Consider the following 18,379-nt stretch of genomic DNA (forward strand, 5'->3'; position numbering starts at 1 on the left):
ATTCATGACCGGGCAACTTAACTTTCCCGCCCTGTGGCCCTACTGGCCGGAGCTGCTCTCCGGTCTTTGGGTCACCATTCAGCTGACGGTGCTGGCGACTACCGGTGGTGTGGCGCTCGGCATTGCGGGCGCGGCGCTGCGCAGTGGCAGACCCAGCTGGATGAGCCGCCTGTGGGGCATCTATGTCGAGCTGATCCGCAACACGCCGTTTGTGGTGCAACTGTTCTTTATCGTTTTCGGTCTGCCTGCGCTGGGGCTGAAACTCACTGCTGGCGAGGCGGCGCTGTTGGCGATGCTGATCAACCTCGGGGCATATAGCACCGAGATTATTCGTGCCGGAATACAGGTGACACCCAAAGGGCAGTGGGAAGCGGGACGGGTGCTGGGATTAACCCGCAGCCAGACGTTTCTGCGGGTGGTGTTGCCGCCCGCGCTGCAGCGCATTTATCCGGCGCTGGTGAGTCAGTGCATCATCGTGATGCTGGGTTCGTCGGTGGTGTCGCAGGTCTCCTACGAGGAGCTGACCTTCGCCGCCAACCTGATCCAGTCGCGCACCTTCTTAAGTTTTGAGGTCTATCTGGTGACCACGCTGATCTACCTGGCGTTGTCGATTGCAATGCGCCATCTGCTGCTGGCGATTGGCCGTAAATGGTTTGGAGTGCAGCCATCATGATGACGACCTTTACCGACTGGGACATCCTGCGCAACCTGCTGCTGGCGGCACGCTGGACCCTGTTGCTGTCGCTGGTGGCCTTTGTCGGCGGCACGCTGGTGACGCTGCCGCTGCTGTTTATGCGCCTGCTGCAACGCAAATGGTTAACGCGGCTGGTACGCGGTTACACCGCGCTGTTTCAGGGCACGCCGCTGCTAATGCAGCTGTTCCTGGCGTTTTTCGGCGTCGGCCTGTTCGGCATTGATGTTGCACCCTGGACGGCGGCCTCGCTGGCGCTGACCTTCTACACCAGCGCCTTTCTGGTCGATATCTGGTACGGCAGCATCCGCGCCCTGCCAAAAGGCCAGTGGGAAGCGTCGCGCTGTCTCGGCCTGACCTTTGGTCAGACGCTGTGGCGGGTCATTGCGCCGCAGGCGATCCGCATCGGTATTGCCCCGACTGTGGGGTTTGCTGTCCAGGTGATCAAGGGCACCGCGCTGGCGTCAATTATCGGTTTTATCGAGCTGACCAAAGCGGGCACCATTCTGAACAACGTGACCTATCAGCCGTTTAAAGTCTTTGGGCTGGTGGCGCTGGGCTACTTCCTGATGTGTTATCCGCTGTCTCGCTACAGCCAGTATCTGGAGAAAAAATTCAATGCCGCTCATCACCATTAATCAGGTGCAAAAATATTACGGCGACAACCATGTGTTGAAAGGCGTGGATCTGGATATCGACATGGGCGAGGTGATCTCAATCATCGGTCGCAGCGGATCGGGCAAAAGCACGCTGCTGCGCTGCATGAACGGGCTGGAAGGCTATCAGGAGGGCAGCATCAAGCTCGGCGGTATGACGATTACCGATCGCGACTCGCAGGCGCGTGAAATCAGCCGCTCGGTCGGGATGGTGTTTCAGAGCTTCAATCTGTTCCCGCACATGACGGCACTGGAGAACGTGATGCTGGCGCCGCGCCGGGTGCTGAAAAAAAGCGAGGCCGAGTGCCGGGCGCTGGCGGCGCAGATGCTGGAGAAGGTCGGGCTGGGCGAGCGTCTCAACTACTATCCTGCCAGCCTCTCCGGCGGTCAGCAGCAGCGCGTGGCGATCGCCCGTGCACTGGCGATGACGCCGAAAGTTTTACTCTGTGATGAGATCACCTCCGCGCTCGATCCCGAGCTGGTGGGCGAAGTGCTCAAAGTTCTGGAGCAGCTGGCGTCAGAAGGGATGACGCTGATCCTCGTCACGCATGAAATGAGCTTCGCCCGCGACGTGGGCGATCGTGTGGTCTTTATGCATCAGGGGCGCGTCTGGGAGCAGGGCGACAGTAAGACGCTGTTCGCTCAGCCGCAGTCACCGGAGCTGAAGCAGTTTATCTCTTCGGTTCGCCTCTGATTCTGAAAAAGGAAATTACCATGGATATCAATCACTACCCGCAACTTAACCCGCCACAGCGTCTGCTAATGGGGCCAGGACCGATCAATGCCGATCCACGTGTGCTGCGCGCCATGTCGAGTCAGCTGCTGGGGCAGTACGATCCCGCGATGACCCACTACATGAATGAAGTGATGGCGCTCTATCGCGGCGTGTTTCGCACAGAGAACCGCTGGACGCTGCTGATTGACGGCACCTCCCGCGCCGGTATCGAATCGATTCTGCTGTCATCGATCCGGCCTGGCGACAAAGTGCTGGTACCGGTGTTTGGCCGCTTTGGTCATCTGCTGTGCGAAATTGCCCGCCGCTGTCGTGCGGAAGTGCACACCATTGAAGTGCCGTGGGGCGAAGTCTTTACTCCCGACCAGATCGAAGATGCGATCAAAAAAGTGCGGCCGCGCCTGCTGCTGACCGTGCAGGGCGACACCTCAACCACCATGCTGCAGCCGCTTGAGCAATTGGGCGCGATCTGCAAACAGTATGGCGTACTGTTCTACACCGATGCCACCGCGTCGCTGGCGGGTAACGCGCTGGAAACGGACGCCTGGGGACTTGATGCCGTATCCGCGGGGATGCAGAAATGCCTGGGCGGTCCATCGGGTACCTCGCCGATCACGCTGAGCGCAGAGATGGAGGCGGTGATCCGCAAACGCAAATGCGTAGAGCAGGGGATCCGCACCGAGGCGCATCAGGATGGCGAAGAGGAGATGATCTACTCCAACTATTTTGATCTCGGCATGATCATGGATTACTGGGGGCCGGAGCGGCTCAACCACCATACCGAAGCGACCAGTGCGCTGTTTGGCGCGCGCGAGTGCGCCCGTCTGATCCTGCAGGAGGGGCTGGACAACGGCATCGCCCGCCACAAACTGCACGGTGAAGCATTACTCAAAGGCATTCAGGGGATGGGGCTGGAAACCTTCGGCGACCTGAAACACAAAATGAACAACGTGCTGGGCGTGATGATCCCGTCCGGCGTAAACGGCGATCAGGTGCGCAAACTGATGCTGGAAGATTTCGGCATTGAGATTGGCACCTCGTTTGGCCCGCTGCATGGCAAGGTGTGGCGCATTGGCACCATGGGCTACAACGCGCGTAAAGATTGCGTGATGCAGACTCTCTCCGCGCTGGAAACGGTGCTGACCTATGTCGGCTATCGCACGCCACAGGGTGCCGCCGCGCAGGCCGCCTGGGATCACTACGGGAGCCACGCATGATGATGAGCGCCAGCGAAGCCCAGGCCGCTGCACAGCGCGTTATGGCGCGCTGCGATGCGCTGGCGGCGATCAGCGAAACGGCCGAGGGGCTGACCCGCGTCTACCTCTCACCCGAACATCTGCGCGCCAACGCCTGTGTCGGTGAATGGATGCAGGCGGCGGGGATGCAGGTGTGGCAGGATGAAGTCGGCAATATCTGTGGGCGCTACGAGGCGGCAGAAGCGGGTGCACCCGCGTTACTGCTTGGCTCGCATCTCGACACGGTGCGCAACGCCGGTCGCTACGACGGCATGCTGGGCGTGCTCAGCGCGATTGAAACCGTGCAGTGGCTTAACGAACATCAGCGCCGCTTACCGCTGGCGATTGAAGTCATTGGCTTTGGCGACGAAGAGGGCACCCGTTTTGGCATTACGCTGCTCGGCAGTCGTGGCATTACTGGCAGCTGGCCGCAAAGCTGGGTGACGCATCCTGACGGCAACGGCATCACCGTGGCGCAGGCGATGGCGGATGTCGGTCTCGACAGCGACAGGATCGCATCTGCGGCGCGGCGGGTTGAGGATATCGTCGGTTATCTTGAGCTGCACATCGAGCAGGGCCCCTGCCTGGAGCAGGAGGATCTGGCGCTCGGTGTGGTCACGGCCATCAACGGTGCGCGCCGCCTCAACTGCCGTTTCACCGGTGAAGCGGGCCATGCGGGCACGGTGCCGATGACCCACCGCAAAGATGCGCTGGCTGCTGCTGCCGAGTGGATGGTGTTTATTGAGCAGACCACCCGTGAGCAGGATCCGCAACTGGTGGCTACCGTCGGTACGATTAACTGCGCGCCGGGAGCGGTCAATGTAATCCCTGGCGAGGTATCGCTGTCGCTGGACGTGCGCGGTCCGCTGGACAACCCGCTGGAGACACTGCTCTCCAGCCTGTTAACCCAGGCGGAGGCGATTGCGCTGCGGCGTGGACTCCGCTTTGAGTCGAACGAATATTATCGCATCGGTGCCACCGCCTGTGACTCCGCGCTGCAGCAGGCGCTGAGTCATGCGGTGGAAACGGTGCAGGGGCGCAGCCTGTCACTGCCGAGCGGTGCGGGGCACGACGCCATCGCTATCGCTGAACGCTGGCCGGTCGGCATGCTATTTGTGCGTAACCATCGTGGTATCAGCCACCATCCGGCGGAGTCCGTGGCGGTGGCTGATGTGGCGCCCGCGCTGCAGGCTTATTTACAGGCGGTCTCGCTGATTGCTGAACGGAGCTGAACATGGAATTAGCCGCATTTAATCAGCTGTCGGCTGATGAGGCGCAGGCGGCCATCCGGCATTGTGTTGCCATTCCGCACTGGCAGCAGTCGCTGGTGGCAGCCCGGCCTTTTGACACCCTGGATGCGCTACGGGAAACCGCCGATGCGCTGGCCCGCCAGTGGCAGCAGCCTGAGCTGGAGACCGCACTGTCGGCGCATCCCCGCATTGGCGAACGCGCGAACGGTGCGGATAAAGAAGCGGCACTTTCACGCGGAGAGCAGTCCGCCATGCAGCAGGCCGACAGCGCTTTGCAGCAGGCAATGCAGCAGGGGAATCAGGCGTATGAAGCCCGTTTTGGCCGGGTGTTTCTGATTCGCGCTAAAGGGCGTAGCGGCGAGCAGATGCTGGCAGAGTTGCAGCGTCGGTTGCAGAATAGCGATCCTGCCGAGCAGCAGGAGGTGCTGGATCAGCTGCGTGAGATTACCCTGTTACGCCTGAAGGAGACGATTCAATGAGTACTGTTACCACCCATATTCTGGACACGGCGCTGGGCAAACCGGCCAGCGGTGTAGCGATTTCACTTGAGCAGAACAGCCCGGAAGGGTGGTTTCCGATTTCACAGGGTGAAACCGACAGCGACGGGCGTCTGAAAGATCTGACGCCCGAGCCGCTGACGCCGGGCCACTACCGTTTAACGGCAGAAATCGGCGACTATTTTGCTGCTGCCGGTCGGGATGCACTCTACGTCAGCGCGCAGATCGATTTTATGATTGCCGAAGCGGGCAGCCATTTTCATCTGCCGTTTCTGATTTCGCCCTGGTCCTGGTCAACCTATCGCGGCAGTTAATGGGCGGGCTGACTGACTGCCCGCCATTCACAGCGAAAAGCGATCCGCATCCTGCCAGGCCGGGAAACGCTCGCGATAAGCATTCAGTGCGTCCAGCGACAGCTCTGCGTCCAGCCTGGCGCGCTGGTGCGGCTCAGCCGCGCTGAGGATCTCGCCCTGCGGTGAAATAATCTGGCTGTCGCCGCTGTATTCATGCTGATTGCCGTCACTGCCGACGCGGTTACAGCCTGCTACATAAGCCTGATTCTCAATTGCCCGCGCCAGCAGCAGTGCCTGCCAGTGCAGTGCACGCGGTGCAGGCCAGTTGGCGACATAGAGCGCCAGATCGTAATCGTTGCGGTTGCGCGAGAAGACCGGGAAACGCAGGTCGTAACAGATCTGCGGCAGGATGCGCCAGCCGCGCCACTCAAACACCTGACGCTGTTCGCCAGGCAGATAGTGGTGATGCTCGTCCGCCATGCGGAACAGGTGGCGCTTGTCATACTGATGCAGCGTGCCGTCCGGCTCCACCAGCAGAAAGCGGTTTACCGAGCCGTGTTCGGTCTGAATCGCCGCACTGCCGCCGACCAGGGCATCGTTGCGACGGGCATGCTGATGCAGCCACTCCACCACCTGCGCCTGAGGCAGCGAGCTTTTCGCCGCTTCCATTGCAAAGCCGGTGGTAAACATCTCTGGCAGTAAAATCAGATCGCGCCCGGTGAGTCCATCCAGTTGCTCGTCAAAATGGCGCAGGTTCGCCTCGCCATCCATCCAGCTCAGCGTCTCCTGCAGTAACGTGATTTTTAAAGCTGACATAAGCGCTCCGCGGCGGCATCTAATGTCGCCGGCTGTTTGGCAAAACAGAGGCGGATCAGTTTATGAGGAAAGGGATCGGCGCAGAACACCGACAGAGGAATCGCGGCAACGCCCACTTCGCGGGTCAGCCACTGGCAGAAACTGACATCATCCAGATCGGAGATGGCGCTGTAATCGACCAGCAAAAAGTAGGTACCTTCGCAGGGAAGCACCTTAAAGCGGCTGCTGCTTAGCGCCGTTGCCAGCCGATCGCGGCGGTCGCGATAAAACGCTGGCAGCTCAAGATAGTGCTCCGGATGCTCACGCAGCATATCGGCAATCGCCAGCTGCGCCGGCGTATTCACCGAGAAGGTCAGATACTGATGCACCTTGCGCAATTCCGCGCTGATCGCGGCAGGGGCAATGCAGTAGCCCACTTTCCAGCCGGTCATATGGAAGGTCTTACCAAACGATGATACCGCGATAGCGCGCTGGCGCAGTTCGGGATGTGCCAGCACGCTGGCGTGGCCCGCCTGATCGAAGCAGATATGCTCATAGACTTCGTCGCTCAGCACATAGACCGGCCGCGCAGCAATCGCCTGCCACAGCGCGGCGAAATCCTGCTGCTGCCAGACGGTGGCGGAAGGATTGTGCGGCGTATTCAGGATCACCAGCCGGGTTTTATCACTCAGCAGGGCAGCAAACGCCTGCCAGTCCACCCGGAAAGCGGGCGGCTGCAGCGTAATGCGTTTCATCACGCCGCCCGACAACTCTACCGCAGGCGCATAGCTGTCGTAGCTGGGATCAAAGCAGATCACTTCATCGCCTGGCCGCACCAGCGCGGTAATCGCCGCATAGAGCGCTTCGGTTGCGCCCGCCGTCACCGTAATCTCCGTTTCGACATCAGGACGATAGTCATAGAGCCGCGCGGTTTTCTCTGCTATCGCCTCACGTAACGGCAGCGCACCGGTCATCGGCGCATATTGGTTCGCGCCCTGGCTGACGTGATACGCCAGCCGCTGCTGCAGATAGTCCGGGCCGCTAAAATCAGGAAAGCCCTGAGAGAGATTGATAGCGTTATGCTGCTGCGCCAGCGCACTCATCTGGCTGAAAATGGTGGTGCCGAGAAAAGGGAGTTTACTCTCGGGGATCAGGTTGTGCTGCGTCATGATGTCAGGCCTTAAGCGCGAAGATTGATGCGGTGTCACCCGGTGTTTGTGCCACTATAAACAGGATGATAGTATTTGGCAATCAAGACGCTTAGATGGCTAAATGCGTCATGCTCCACACCTCAGCTTCGTTAGCTTCGTTTGCTTACCCCGGTCACTGACAAGTGTCAGCTCCCGGGGATGCGCGCACTTGCTGCCTTACTGAGATGCGGATCATTTAGCATTTACATGCGTCATGCTCCGGGCGTCAGCGGCGTTGGCTGCACTTACTTACCCCGGTCACTGACGAGTGTCAGCTCCCGGCGATAAGCGCTTGCCGCCTTGCTGAGATGCGGATCATCTGGCAGGACCCGGAGAGTATGGTTCAGCAGTCGGGCACGTTTGCTAACTGTTTAAGATTTTCAACCTGTTGTAATTTTATAGCCATTATCGTTATCTGGGCTGAGCCACCCGAGATCACATTTCACCGCAAGGAACTTTTATGTCGCAGAGTCTTCCATTAGATCAGCTGGTCGCCGCCTGTCACTGGATTGGCGCGAAAGGCTGGGCACCGGCCACCGGCGGGAATATGTCGGTGCGCCGCGATGAACATGTCTGCCTGCTGAGTGAATCGGGCAAAGATAAAGGCACGCTGACGCGGGATGACTTTATCGAGGTCGATATTGCCACCAGCCAGTCGCTCTCTGGCCGTAAGCCGTCGGCAGAAACCGGTCTGCACACGATGATCTATCGACTCTTTCCCGAGGCGGGCGCAGTGCTGCATACCCACACCGTGAATGCGACGGTCCTGTCGCGGGTGGAGCAGGGCGCGGCGCTGCTGCTGCACGGCTATGAGATGCAAAAATCGTTAAGTGGCCAGCACACCCATCTGGATACGCTGGCCATTCCTGTGTTCGACAACAGCCAGGACATTGCGGCGCTGGCGTCAGAAATTGAAGATTACGCTGCCCGCTTTCCGCTGCGTTACGGCTTTCTGCTGCGCGGTCACGGCTTAACCTGCTGGGGCCGGGATGTCAGCGAAGCACGCCGTCATCTGGAAGGTCTGGAATTTTTATTTGAATGTGAACGTCAACGTCGCCTGCTGGAGAGAGCATGATTCGCGCCATTGTTACTGATATCGAAGGCACCACCAGCGATATCCGTTTTGTACATAACATCCTGTTTCCCTACGCCCGTCAGCATCTGGCGAGCTTCCTGCGTGAAAATGCGCATCAGCCCGAGGTCGCCGCAGCGCTGCATTCGGTACGTGAGGAGGCCGGTCAGCCGCAGGCCGACCTGGATGCGGTGACAGAGATTCTGCTGGGGTTTATGGACCAGGATCGCAAATCAACGGGCCTGAAAGCGCTGCAGGGCATGATCTGGCGCGATGGCTATGTTAACGGCAGTTTTACCGGCCATCTCTATCCTGACGTCCTGCCAGCACTGACCCGCTGGAAGGCGCAGGGCATTGAACTGTATGTATATTCCTCCGGTTCGGTTGCGGCGCAGAAATTGTTATTTGGCTACAGCGACGAAGGTGATATTACTGACCTCTTCAGCGGCTATTTTGATACGCACGTGGGTGCCAAACGCGAAGTCGCAGCCTATCGCGCTATCGCCGCTGAAATTGGTCAGCCAGCGGAGCAGCTGCTGTTTCTCTCCGATATTCATCAGGAGCTGGATGCCGCCGCTGAGGCGGGCTGGCAGACGCTGCAACTACTGCGTGGCGATGCAGACGGCGAGAGCCGCCATCGTCAGGTGACGGATTTTTCCCAGATTAACCCGGAGTCAATTTAGGATGAGCGCACTGACTATTTTTACCGACCGCGAAGCCAGCCAGCCGGTGTGGCACAGCACCGACGCGGAAGAGATTCGTGAACGCCTGAGCACCAAAGGCGTCCGTTTTGAGCGCTGGGAAGCCGATCGCGATCTGGGTGAAAATCCGGATCCCGAAACGGTGATCAACGCCTATCAGCATGCGATCGATCGGCTGGTGGCAGAGAAGGGCTATCAGAGCTGGGACGTGATCAGCATGCGCGCCGATAATCCGCAGAAAACCGTGCTGCGCGAGAAGTTCCTCTCTGAACATACACACGGCGAAGATGAGGTGCGTTTCTTTGTTGAGGGTGCCGGACTCTTTTGTCTGCACCTGGATGGCGAGATCCTGCAGATCCTCTGCGAAAAAAACGATCTGATCTCGGTACCTGCGGGAACACCACACTGGTTTGATATGGGATCGTCACCGCACTTCACGGCTATCCGTATTTTCGATAATCAGGAAGGCTGGGTAGCGAACTTTACCGGCGATAAGATTGCGGATGCCTATCCGCGTCTGGCGTAAACCGCCCGTTGTTTTCGCAAGGCGTTTGCCGCTCACGGTAAACGCCTTGCAGACCGTTATTGTGGCTGGAAAATGCCACCCTGAACCTGGTCAGGCGTGACTACCCCGGTGTCCAGTACCCAGCCGCTGATCAGGGTGGCGGGCGTGACATCAAACGCCGGGTTATAGACCTTCGCCGCTTCCGGCGCCCACTGCACGCTGCCAAAACTGCCGGCAACGCCCGTCACTTCACTGGCGGCGCGCTGCTCAATAGGAATCGCTGCGCCGTCCGGACAGCAGCGATCCAGCGTGGTATGCGGGGCCGCCACGTAAAACGGAATCTGATGATAATGGGCCAGCACCGCCAGGCTGTAGGTGCCGATTTTATTCGCCACATCGCCGTTGGCGGCAATGCGGTCAGCGCCTACCCATACGGCATCGACCTCTCCACGGGCCATCAGGCTGGCGGCCATGGAATCGGTAATCAGGGTGTAAGGAATCGCCAGCTCGCCCAGCTCCCAGGCGGTTAACCGGCCGCCCTGTAACAGCGGACGGGTTTCATCAACCCAGACATTCTTAATCAGCCCCTGCTGATGGGCGCGGGCAATCACGCCAAGGGCGGTGCCCACACCGGCGGTGGCGAGTCCGCCGGTATTACAGTGGGTCAGCAGCTGGCTGCCGTGTTTCACCCGCGTACAACCCGCGTCAGCAATGGCGTCACACAGCTGCTTATCTTCCTGCACCAGTCGCCAGGCTTCTTCTGCCAGCGCGGGGGCAAAGTCCGGCTGCGCCAGCGCCAGTTTCATCCGGTCCAGATTGTTCATCAGATTGACCGCGGTAGGGCGGGCGGCGCGCAGGGTCTCCAGTGCCTGCGCCAGTTCAGCGCGCGTCTGCCCCTGTTCTGCCAGCAACGCCAGCAGCAGCGAGGCGGAAAGGCCGATCAGCGGCGCACCGCGCACCCGCAGCGCATGAATATGTTCAATCAGCTGGGGCACGCTGTGCGCGGGCAGCCAGTTCTTTTGCTGCGGCAGTGCCTGCTGATCCAGAATCCAGAGCTGATTGTCACGAACCTGTAAGCTGGTGGTTTGAAGTGTCTGCATTGTGGGTGAAATCCATGTTGCGTTAATGATACCTATTGTGCCAACATGCTGAACGGATGTATAGACGTCTGAACGGCTTATTACACCCAGGTTATCCCCCTTCGATTGATGAGGAACAGGCAATGTCGCAATACCGTACCTTTACTGCTGCTGATGCTGTGGAATATGCCCGACAATTTGGCGGCGTGGACAATCCTGCCGCGCTGAGCAGCGCAGAAGAGATTGGTGATGGCAACCTCAACCTGGTGTTTAAAATTTATGACGATCAGGGCAACAGCCGGGTGGTGGTCAAGCAGGCGCTGCCCTATGTGCGCTGTGTGGGTGAGTCGTGGCCGCTGACGCTGGATCGGGCGCGGCTGGAAGCGCAGACCCTGGTCGAACACTACAAATATTGTCCGCAGCACACGGTGAAGATCACCCATTACGATGCGGAGCTGGCGGTGATGGTAATGGAAGATCTCTCCAGTCATCGCATCTGGCGCGGCGAGCTGGTGAAGGGCGCTTACTACCCGGAAGCGGCTCAGCAGTTAGGCGACTATCTGGCACAAACCCTGTTTCATACCTCCGATTTCATCCTGCATCCGCACCAGAAAAAAGCGGAAGTGGCGCGTTTTATTAATCCGGAAATGTGTGAAATCACCGAAGATCTTTTCTTTAACGATCCCTATACCGACCATGAGCGCAATAGCTATCCCGAAGCGCTTGAACCGTTGGTCGCCAGCCTGCGTAATGACGATGCACTGCGCATTGCGGTGGGCGGTCTCAAGCATCGTTTCTTTGCCCACGCTGAAGCGCTGCTGCATGGTGATATTCACAGCGGATCAATTTTCGTTGCTGATGGCAGCCTGAAAGCGATTGATGCGGAATTTGGTTATTTTGGCCCTATCGGTTTTGATGTCGGCACCGCCATTGGCAACCTGCTGATTAACTACTGCGGCGTGCCGGGTCTGCTGCCACCGCGTGAGGCCGCCGATGCACGCGAGCAGCGTCTCAGCGATGTGCACACCCTCTGGACCACCTTTGCCGCGGGCTTTCTGGCACTGGCGGCAGAGAAAACCCGTGATGAGGCGCTGGCTTATCCAGGCTATGCGGAGGCGTTTCTGCGTAAAGTATGGGCCGATACCATCGGTTACTGCGGCACCGAACTGATTCGCCGCACGGTGGGGATGTCACACGTGGCGGATATGAAGCTGATTGCCGATCCGGCGATGCGTACCGACTGCATCCGTAATGCGATTAATCTGGGACGCACGCTGATTCTGGCGGCCGATCATGTAGAAGATGTGGATGCGCTGATTGCCCGCATCCGTCAGGCGGGATAAAAAAGCCGACGTGATGTCGGCTTTCAGGTAAATCAAAGGCTGGCTGTAAGAGTGTGCCCGCGCCGGAAACAGGTGCAGATCGGAAAGTCGCTAAAGCCATCCCTGGCTCGCTCGGCCCGCGATGTCCTGACGCGGGACGCTTTCCTCTTCTGACCCTGTTCCCTGCGCCGGTGATGCAGGCTAACGCTAACCCTATGCTGCCTCACTCGCCCGCGACGCAGCCTGAGGGGCTTTCTCTGGCACCGGCACTGCCAGCGCATCCGCCTCAAACTCATCGACGTTAATCGAACGCAGACGGCTGGCCTCAGCACGCTGCAACACTTCAGCCTCTTTAGCATCAATCCAGCCCTGCTCCAGCGCGCGCTTCGCCAGCGCATCCAGCCGGGTAAAGGAAAGGTGCTGCTTCGTCTGTTTGCACAGCCTGTCATGAATCACTTCTGCCGCCATCACATCCTGCAATGCCTGTTCCAGCTGACCGGCAGGGTTGTGCTCGCTGGGCGTCAGGTACATGCCACGGCCCAGACGGCTGCGGGTAGCTGACGGCTGTTGCAGCAGTTTTGCCAGCTGATGGTCCAGACGGTCAGACGGAGCAGGGCAGTGATGACCGCCTGCAAAAATAGTCATCCGCAATGCGCCCGCGACCAGACGGTTCGGGAAATTACGCAGCAGATCGTCCATCGCGACTTCCGCCTGATGTAACGCATCCTGCACGCCCCAGTGAACCAGCGGCAGATCGGCTTCGTTGCGGCCTTCATCGTCATAACGTTTCAGCGTCGCCGAAGCGAGATAGAGCTGGCTCAGCACATCGCCCAGACGCGCCGAAATACGCTCACGACGCTTCAGGCTGCCGCCCAGCACCGCCATCGACACATCAGAGAGCAACGCCAGGTTGGCACTGATGCGGTTCAGATGCTGATAGTAACGACGGGTGCCATCGCGGGTCGGGGTGGCGCTGGTGCGTCCGGCGGTTAAGCCCAGCCACAGGCTGCGCATGGTGCTGCTGCCGACATGACCGATGTGGCTGAACAGCGCCTGATCAAACGCGTTAACATCGTTGCTGGCTGCCGCCGCCATCTCCTGCAGTACATAAGGATGGCAGCGAATCGCACCCTGTCCGAAGATAATCATGCTGCGGGTCAGAATATTAGCGCCTTCCACCGTGATGGCGATAGGCGCACCCTGATAGGCGCGGGCCAGGAAGTTGCTGTTACCCAGCATAATGCCTTTACCGCCGGCAATATCCATGGCGTCGATAATGGCGCGCTGACCGCGATGGGTGCAGTGATATTTCACAATCGCCGACAGCACTGCCGGTTTTTCACCCTGCATAATACCGGCGGTAATCAGCGTAGCCGCCGCATCCATCACGTAGGCGTTACCGGCAATGCGCGCCAGCGGCTCTTCAATCCCTTCCATCTTACCGATTGAGACGCGGAACTGACGACGGATATGGGCATAGGCGCCTGTCGCCAGCGCCACACTTTTCAGGCTGCCGGTTGAGTTCGATGGCAGCGTAATGCCGCGACCCACAGACAGACACTCCACCAGCATCCGCCAGCCCTGACCGGCCATTTGTGGGCCGCCGATAATATAGTCAATCGGCACAAAGATATTATTGCCGCGTGTCGGCCCGTTCTGGAACGGCACGTTAAGCGGGAAGTGGCGATGACCAATCTCCACGCCGGGCGTGTTGGTCGGGATCAGCGCACAGGTAATGCCAGGATTTTCGTTATCGCTGAGCAGATGATCCGGGTCGGAGAGTTTAAATGCCAGCCCCAGCACGGTGGCGATCGGCGCCAGCGTAATATAGCGCTTGTTCCAGGTCAGCCGCATGCCCAGCACCTGCTGACCCTGCCACTCGCCCATGCAGACCACGCCGGTATCGGGGATGGCTCCGGCATCTGAGCCCGCTTCCGGACTGGTCAGCGCAAAGCAGGGGATCTCATCGCCGCGTGCCAGCCGGGGTAAATAGTGATTTTTCTGCTCTTCAGTGCCGTAGTGTTGCAGCAGTTCGCCCGGACCTAATGAGTTAGGCACGCCCACGGTAATCGCCAGAATCCCGGAGACGCCCGACAGTTTTTGCAGCACGCAGGCCTGCGCATAGGCGGAGAAATCGAGTCCGCCATACTCTTTTTTGATAATCATCGCGAAGAAACGATGCTCTTTCAGATAAGCCCAGAGTTCCGGCGGCATATCGGCCAGCTCATGGGTGATCTGGAAGTCATTGGCCATGCGGCACGCTTCTTCTACCGGACCATTAAGAAAAGCCTGCTCGTCGGCAGTCAGGCGCGGCTGCGGATAGTTGTGCAGCTTCTGCCAGTCTGGTTTGCCCTGAAACAGATCGCCTTCCCACCAGGTGGTGCCCGCATCGATCGCTTCTTTTTCGGTGCGTGACATCGGCGGCATCACCTGCTGGAAGCGCTGAAACATCGGCTTTGAAAACAGGCTGCGGCGCAATGACGGCAGGTTGAACGGCAGCAGGATGATCGCCAGCGGCAACAGTAACCATGGCGTCCAGAGGTGAGCAAAAGCCATCGCAGCAGTCCACAGCAGCAGAATCGCGCTGCTGAGCCGCAACGACAGGCGGTGATAGAACAGGGCGCCAATCAGCGCCACCGTGGCAAGTATCGAGACAACCATCATAATGAACCGCTCCAAGTAGTAAGAGGTCTGACCTGTTATGTAGAGAGGTTTAGAGCAGTTGGGTTGATTTATCAATTTGTTTACATCGCAATTACAACCTGCCTCACAAAAACCGATTTCTGTCCATTTTTGCATCACCCGCTGCAGTAATAATCGCCGCCACTGCCTGGCCAGCCATGGCATGACGCTTTGCGCTGACCGGCCATTCCGTTAAACTTGCTGCGATTAACCTCTCCTAAAAAAGGACATCCCTATGTACCAGGACATTATCCGCTCTGAGCTTAATGAAGCTGCTGATACGCTGAATAAATTCCTCAGCGACGAGGCCAATATCCATGCGATCCAGCGTGCTGCGGTGCTGCTGGCTGACAGCTTTAAGGCGGGCGGCAAGGTGCTTTCCTGCGGTAACGGCGGTTCACATTGCGATGCGATGCATTTCGCTGAAGAGCTGACCGGTCGCTATCGCGAAAATCGTCCTGGCTATCCGGCGATTGCCATCTCTGATGTCAGCCATCTCTCCTGCGTCAGTAATGATTTTGGTTATGACTATGTCTTTTCACGCTATGTGGAAGCGGTAGGGCGTCCGGGCGATGTGCTGCTGGGCCTCTCAACTTCCGGTAACTCTGCCAATATCATTAAAGCGATTGAAGCTGCCCGTGCGCAGGGGATGAAAGTGATCACCCTGACCGGTAAAGATGGCGGTAAGATGGCAGGCAGTGCCGACATTGAAATCCGGGTGCCACACTTTGGTTATGCCGATCGCATCCAGGAGATCCACATTAAAGTGATCCACATCCTGATGCTGCTGATCGAAAAAGAGATGGTGAAGTAACTGCGCTGGCCTCCCGCCTGACGGGAGGCCGCTTACTCTAAGGCGGTGGCTATGTGCGAATTGCTCGGGATGAGCGCCAATGTTCCCACGGATATCTGTTTCAGCTTTACCGGTCTGGTTCAGCGTGGCGGTGGAACCGGGCCTCACAAAGATGGCTGGGGCATTACCTTCTACGAAGATAAAGGTTGTCGTACGTTTAAAGATCCGCTGCCGAGCTTTAACTCGCCGATTGCGCGTCTGGTGCAGGAGTATCCGATCAAATCGCATTCGGTGGTGGCGCACATCCGCCAGGCGAATCGCGGGCAGGTGTCGCTGGAAAATACCCACCCGTTTACCCGTGAGTTGTGGGGCCGTAACTGGACCTATGCGCACAACGGGCAGCTCAGGGGCTATCGGCAGCTGGAGACCGGCACATTCCGGCCGGTGGGCGAAACGGACAGCGAGAAGGCGTTCTGCTGGATCCTGCATCAGCTGGCGACTCGCTATCCACGTACGCCAGGCAACTGGCCGGCGGTATTCCGTTTTATCGGGGAGCTTGCCGGCACGTTGCGGCAGAAGGGTGTGTTTAACATGCTGCTGTCAGACGGCCGTTATCTGATGGCCTTTTGCTCCACCAATCTTTACTGGATCACCCGCCGCGCACCCTTTGGCCGGGCACAGTTACTGGATCAGGATGTGGAGGTCGATTTTCAGCAGCACACCACGCCGCATGACGTGGTGACGGTGATTGCTACGCAGCCACTGACGGCCAATGAAACCTGGCAGCGGATCGTGCCAGGTGAATGGGCGTTATTCTGCCTTGGAGAGCGCCAGGAATGAACGTGAAGCCGCTTCGGGACTGGCTAAAACCGGTGCCGGGCTGCTGTTCATCACATATTTACCGCTGGCGACATTAACCATCGGCGGCTGGTGATATTTAGCAAAGTAAGCGTATCCCGGCTGCAGCTGCTGCCAGAAACTGGCATAGGTGGAGTAGCGGTGACGCTGCATATTGCTGTCGGTCATGCGGAATGGATAGATGCTGATGCTGATATCCTGCTGGCCGTTACGCAGTGCGGCATTCACATAGGTAAAAATCTCATCCATATAGGCGTTAGTCATGGCATAGCAGCCAATCGACTTACAGTCGCCATGAATCATCAGGTAATTGCCGCTGTAGCCCTGATTACGATCGTACTGATTCGGAAAGCCGATGTTGATCGCGCGATAAAACCGGCTATCCGGCTTCAGCTGATTCAGCTTCACGTTGTAAAAACCTTCCGGGCTTTTGAAATCGCCTTCACGGCGTTTCGGGCCGAGGCCGCCAGAAAAGTTACAGATGCGGTAGGTGTTCAGCAGGCGGTATTCGTTACCGATTTTGCCGTAGAGTTCGAGCGTGCGTTCTTCCTTGAAGATCTGGATATAGACCGGGGTGCCGAGTAATTGCTTCTTTAATTCTTTGCTGACCGGTGCCGTTGAGACGGGTTCGGGTGTCATTGCCATGCTGAGGGCTGGCAGTAAAATCATCGCAAACAGGAGTGCGATTTTGCCCATGCTGTGTGTACCTTGAGGTGAAGAGAACATGACGCAAAATGTGCGTCTCTGTTTGCATTATCGGAACTGTCCGCTACCGCAGCGCAACATTAAACATTGTCTGTTTTTTTAGCAAGACGGCGTCAGCCAAATTCGCGATTTACTGAAGGATATTCGGCCAGAAATTTGTAAACTTTAATCGTCAGCGCGACAAATATTGCAGTTACCCCTGCCAACTGTATACTTATCCAGTGCCGGAGGGGGTATGCGTAAAATCATTCATGTCGATATGGACTGCTTCTATGCCGCGGTGGAGATGCGTGATAATCCCCAGCTGCGCGACATCCCGATCGCCATTGGTGGCAGCCGCGAACGTCGCGGCGTGATCAGCACCGCCAACTATCCGGCGCGCAAATTTGGCGTGCGCAGCGCGATGCCAACCGGCATGGCCCTCAAGTTATGCCCGCATCTGCGTCTGCTGCCAGGACGCTTTGACGCCTATAAAGAAGCCTCCGCGCAGATCCGCGACATCTTTACCCGCTATACGCCGCTGATTGAACCGCTCTCCCTCGATGAAGCTTACCTGGATGTCACCGACAGCCCCCACTGTCACGGCTCTGCCACGCTGATGGCGCAGGCGATCCGTGCCACCATCTACCGTGAAACCGGGCTTACCGCCTCAGCGGGCATCGCCCCGATTAAATTTCTGGCGAAGATCGCCTCTGACCTCAATAAGCCGGACGGCCAGTTCGTGATTACCCCGCCGGAGATGTCCGGTTTTCTGCTGACCCTGCCGCTGGCGAAGATCCCTGGCGTCGGCAAGGTCTCGGCCAAAAAGCTGGAAGAGATGGGGCTGGTAACCTGTGGCGACGTGCAGAAGGCGGACTTAGCGCTGCTGTTAAAGCGCTTTGGTAAGTTTGGCCGGGTGCTGTGGGAGCGCAGCAATGGCATTGATGACCGCAGCGTGATCGTTGAGCGCGAGCGTAAATCGCTGGGGGTTGAACGGACGCTGGCGGAAGATATCAGCGACTGGGATGCCTGCCTGGAAATTATCGATTTTCTCTACGCCGAACTGGAACGCCGGCTGACGCAGATCCGACCTGACAAGCAGGTGGCGCGACAGGGCGTCAAACTGAAGTTCAGTGATTTTCAGCAGACGACCCAGGAGCATATCTGGCCGGTGCTGAATAAAGAGGACATGATTGCCATCGCCCGTAAAACCTGGGATGAGCGTCGTGCCGGGCGCGGCGTGCGGCTGGTGGGATTACATGTGACGATGGTGGATCCCCAGCTGGAGCGTCAGCTGCTGCTGGGTCTGTAACCGTAACCGTAACCGTCAGCCTCACCGACCG

Annotated in this window: 19 protein-coding genes; 14 read left to right on the plus strand and 5 right to left on the minus strand. The window is 58.3% G+C overall.

Annotated features, from left to right (window positions below; translation table 11 throughout):
* Positions 1 to 4: 4 nt before the first annotated feature.
* Genes NR195_RS21480 through uraH form a run of 7 tightly spaced genes read left to right on the plus strand, consistent with a single transcriptional unit; the run spans position 5 to position 5,376 of the window.
* On the plus strand, positions 5 to 673 hold the full coding sequence (locus tag NR195_RS21480; RefSeq protein ID WP_010255155.1) for an amino acid ABC transporter permease: 669 nt from the start codon (positions 5 to 7) through the stop codon (positions 671 to 673).
* Positions 673 to 1,329: an amino acid ABC transporter permease gene (locus NR195_RS21485; protein WP_010255156.1), complete on the plus strand. Its 657-nt coding sequence runs from the start codon at positions 673 to 675 to the stop codon at positions 1,327 to 1,329. The genes NR195_RS21480 and NR195_RS21485 overlap by 1 nt, the downstream gene beginning before the upstream one ends.
* Positions 1,310 to 2,041 carry an amino acid ABC transporter ATP-binding protein gene (locus NR195_RS21490; protein WP_010671147.1) on the plus strand — a complete coding sequence of 244 codons (732 nt, stop codon included), beginning with the start codon at positions 1,310 to 1,312 and terminating at the stop codon, positions 2,039 to 2,041. Before NR195_RS21485 ends, NR195_RS21490 begins: the two co-directional genes overlap by 20 nt.
* 20 nt (positions 2,042 to 2,061) lie before the next feature.
* Positions 2,062 to 3,297 (plus strand): alanine--glyoxylate aminotransferase family protein, encoded by a 1,236-nt coding sequence (locus NR195_RS21495; protein WP_010671148.1) that lies wholly within the window; start codon positions 2,062 to 2,064, stop codon positions 3,295 to 3,297.
* On the plus strand, positions 3,294 to 4,547 hold the full coding sequence (gene hpxK / locus NR195_RS21500) for an allantoate amidohydrolase (RefSeq protein ID WP_010255158.1): 1,254 nt from the start codon (positions 3,294 to 3,296) through the stop codon (positions 4,545 to 4,547). The genes NR195_RS21495 and hpxK overlap by 4 nt, the downstream gene beginning before the upstream one ends.
* A gap of 2 nt (positions 4,548 to 4,549) precedes the next feature.
* Complete coding sequence (uraD, locus tag NR195_RS21505; RefSeq protein ID WP_187485005.1) at positions 4,550 to 5,044, plus strand: 2-oxo-4-hydroxy-4-carboxy-5-ureidoimidazoline decarboxylase; 495 nt, start codon at positions 4,550 to 4,552, stop codon at positions 5,042 to 5,044.
* Entirely contained in the window at positions 5,041 to 5,376 is a 336-nt protein-coding gene (gene uraH / locus NR195_RS21510) for a hydroxyisourate hydrolase (RefSeq protein WP_010671151.1), read from the plus strand. Before uraD ends, uraH begins: the two co-directional genes overlap by 4 nt.
* Positions 5,377 to 5,403: 27 nt before the next feature.
* Here uraH and NR195_RS21515 read toward each other — a convergent pair whose 3' ends face one another.
* On the minus strand, positions 5,404 to 6,171 hold the full coding sequence (locus tag NR195_RS21515) for an amidohydrolase (protein ID WP_089414536.1): 768 nt from the start codon (positions 6,169 to 6,171) through the stop codon (positions 5,404 to 5,406).
* Complete coding sequence (locus tag NR195_RS21520) at positions 6,159 to 7,319, minus strand: pyridoxal phosphate-dependent aminotransferase (protein ID WP_256844896.1); 1,161 nt, start codon at positions 7,317 to 7,319, stop codon at positions 6,159 to 6,161. The genes NR195_RS21515 and NR195_RS21520 overlap by 13 nt, the downstream gene beginning before the upstream one ends.
* A gap of 481 nt (positions 7,320 to 7,800) precedes the next feature.
* Here NR195_RS21520 and NR195_RS21525 point away from each other — a divergent pair, with 481 nt between their 5' ends.
* The 3 genes from NR195_RS21525 to NR195_RS21535 are packed head-to-tail and all read left to right on the plus strand — an operon-like array spanning position 7,801 to position 9,639.
* Positions 7,801 to 8,415, plus strand: a complete 615-nt coding sequence (locus tag NR195_RS21525; RefSeq protein WP_010255165.1) for a methylthioribulose 1-phosphate dehydratase — start codon at positions 7,801 to 7,803, stop codon at positions 8,413 to 8,415.
* Positions 8,412 to 9,095, plus strand: a complete 684-nt coding sequence (gene mtnC / locus NR195_RS21530; protein WP_158149531.1) for an acireductone synthase — start codon at positions 8,412 to 8,414, stop codon at positions 9,093 to 9,095. The genes NR195_RS21525 and mtnC overlap by 4 nt, the downstream gene beginning before the upstream one ends.
* Position 9,096: 1 nt before the next feature.
* Positions 9,097 to 9,639, plus strand: coding sequence for an acireductone dioxygenase (locus NR195_RS21535; protein ID WP_010671156.1), 543 nt, complete (start codon positions 9,097 to 9,099; stop codon positions 9,637 to 9,639).
* A gap of 56 nt (positions 9,640 to 9,695) precedes the next feature.
* On the opposite strand, the gene mtnA is transcribed toward NR195_RS21535, so the two are convergent.
* Positions 9,696 to 10,718, minus strand: a complete 1,023-nt coding sequence (gene mtnA / locus NR195_RS21540; RefSeq protein ID WP_256844897.1) for an S-methyl-5-thioribose-1-phosphate isomerase — start codon at positions 10,716 to 10,718, stop codon at positions 9,696 to 9,698.
* 122 nt (positions 10,719 to 10,840) lie between these two features.
* On the opposite strand from mtnA, the gene mtnK reads away from it, so the two are divergent.
* A complete protein-coding gene (gene mtnK, locus NR195_RS21545; RefSeq protein WP_154209603.1) occupies positions 10,841 to 12,040 on the plus strand; it encodes an S-methyl-5-thioribose kinase in 1,200 nt (399 codons plus the stop codon).
* Positions 12,041 to 12,232: 192 nt separating this feature from the next.
* Here mtnK and fadE read toward each other — a convergent pair whose 3' ends face one another.
* Entirely contained in the window at positions 12,233 to 14,683 is a 2,451-nt protein-coding gene (fadE, locus tag NR195_RS21550) for an acyl-CoA dehydrogenase FadE (RefSeq protein ID WP_010255176.1), read from the minus strand.
* A 253-nt stretch (positions 14,684 to 14,936) separates the two neighbouring features.
* Here fadE and lpcA point away from each other — a divergent pair, with 253 nt between their 5' ends.
* Positions 14,937 to 15,515 carry a D-sedoheptulose 7-phosphate isomerase gene (lpcA, locus tag NR195_RS21555; protein WP_010255178.1) on the plus strand — a complete coding sequence of 193 codons (579 nt, stop codon included), beginning with the start codon at positions 14,937 to 14,939 and terminating at the stop codon, positions 15,513 to 15,515.
* 51 nt (positions 15,516 to 15,566) lie between these two features.
* Complete coding sequence (locus tag NR195_RS21560) at positions 15,567 to 16,334, plus strand: class II glutamine amidotransferase (RefSeq protein WP_010255181.1); 768 nt, start codon at positions 15,567 to 15,569, stop codon at positions 16,332 to 16,334.
* Here the strand turns inward: NR195_RS21560 and dpaA are convergent.
* The gene (dpaA, locus tag NR195_RS21565; protein ID WP_256844898.1) at positions 16,305 to 17,048 is read right to left on the minus strand and encodes a peptidoglycan meso-diaminopimelic acid protein amidase; all 744 of its coding nucleotides are present in this window, start codon (positions 17,046 to 17,048) and stop codon (positions 16,305 to 16,307) included. The two genes, NR195_RS21560 and dpaA, sit on opposite strands and share 30 nt — an antisense overlap.
* Positions 17,049 to 17,292: 244 nt before the next feature.
* Between dpaA and dinB the strand changes: the two genes are divergently transcribed.
* Complete coding sequence (gene dinB / locus NR195_RS21570) at positions 17,293 to 18,348, plus strand: DNA polymerase IV (protein WP_010255185.1); 1,056 nt, start codon at positions 17,293 to 17,295, stop codon at positions 18,346 to 18,348.
* Positions 18,349 to 18,379 lie beyond the last annotated feature (31 nt).

This window comes from Pantoea sp. Ft-CA_14 (assembly GCF_024520875.1).
GTDB classification, from domain to species: domain Bacteria; phylum Pseudomonadota; class Gammaproteobacteria; order Enterobacterales; family Enterobacteriaceae; genus Pantoea; species Pantoea agglomerans.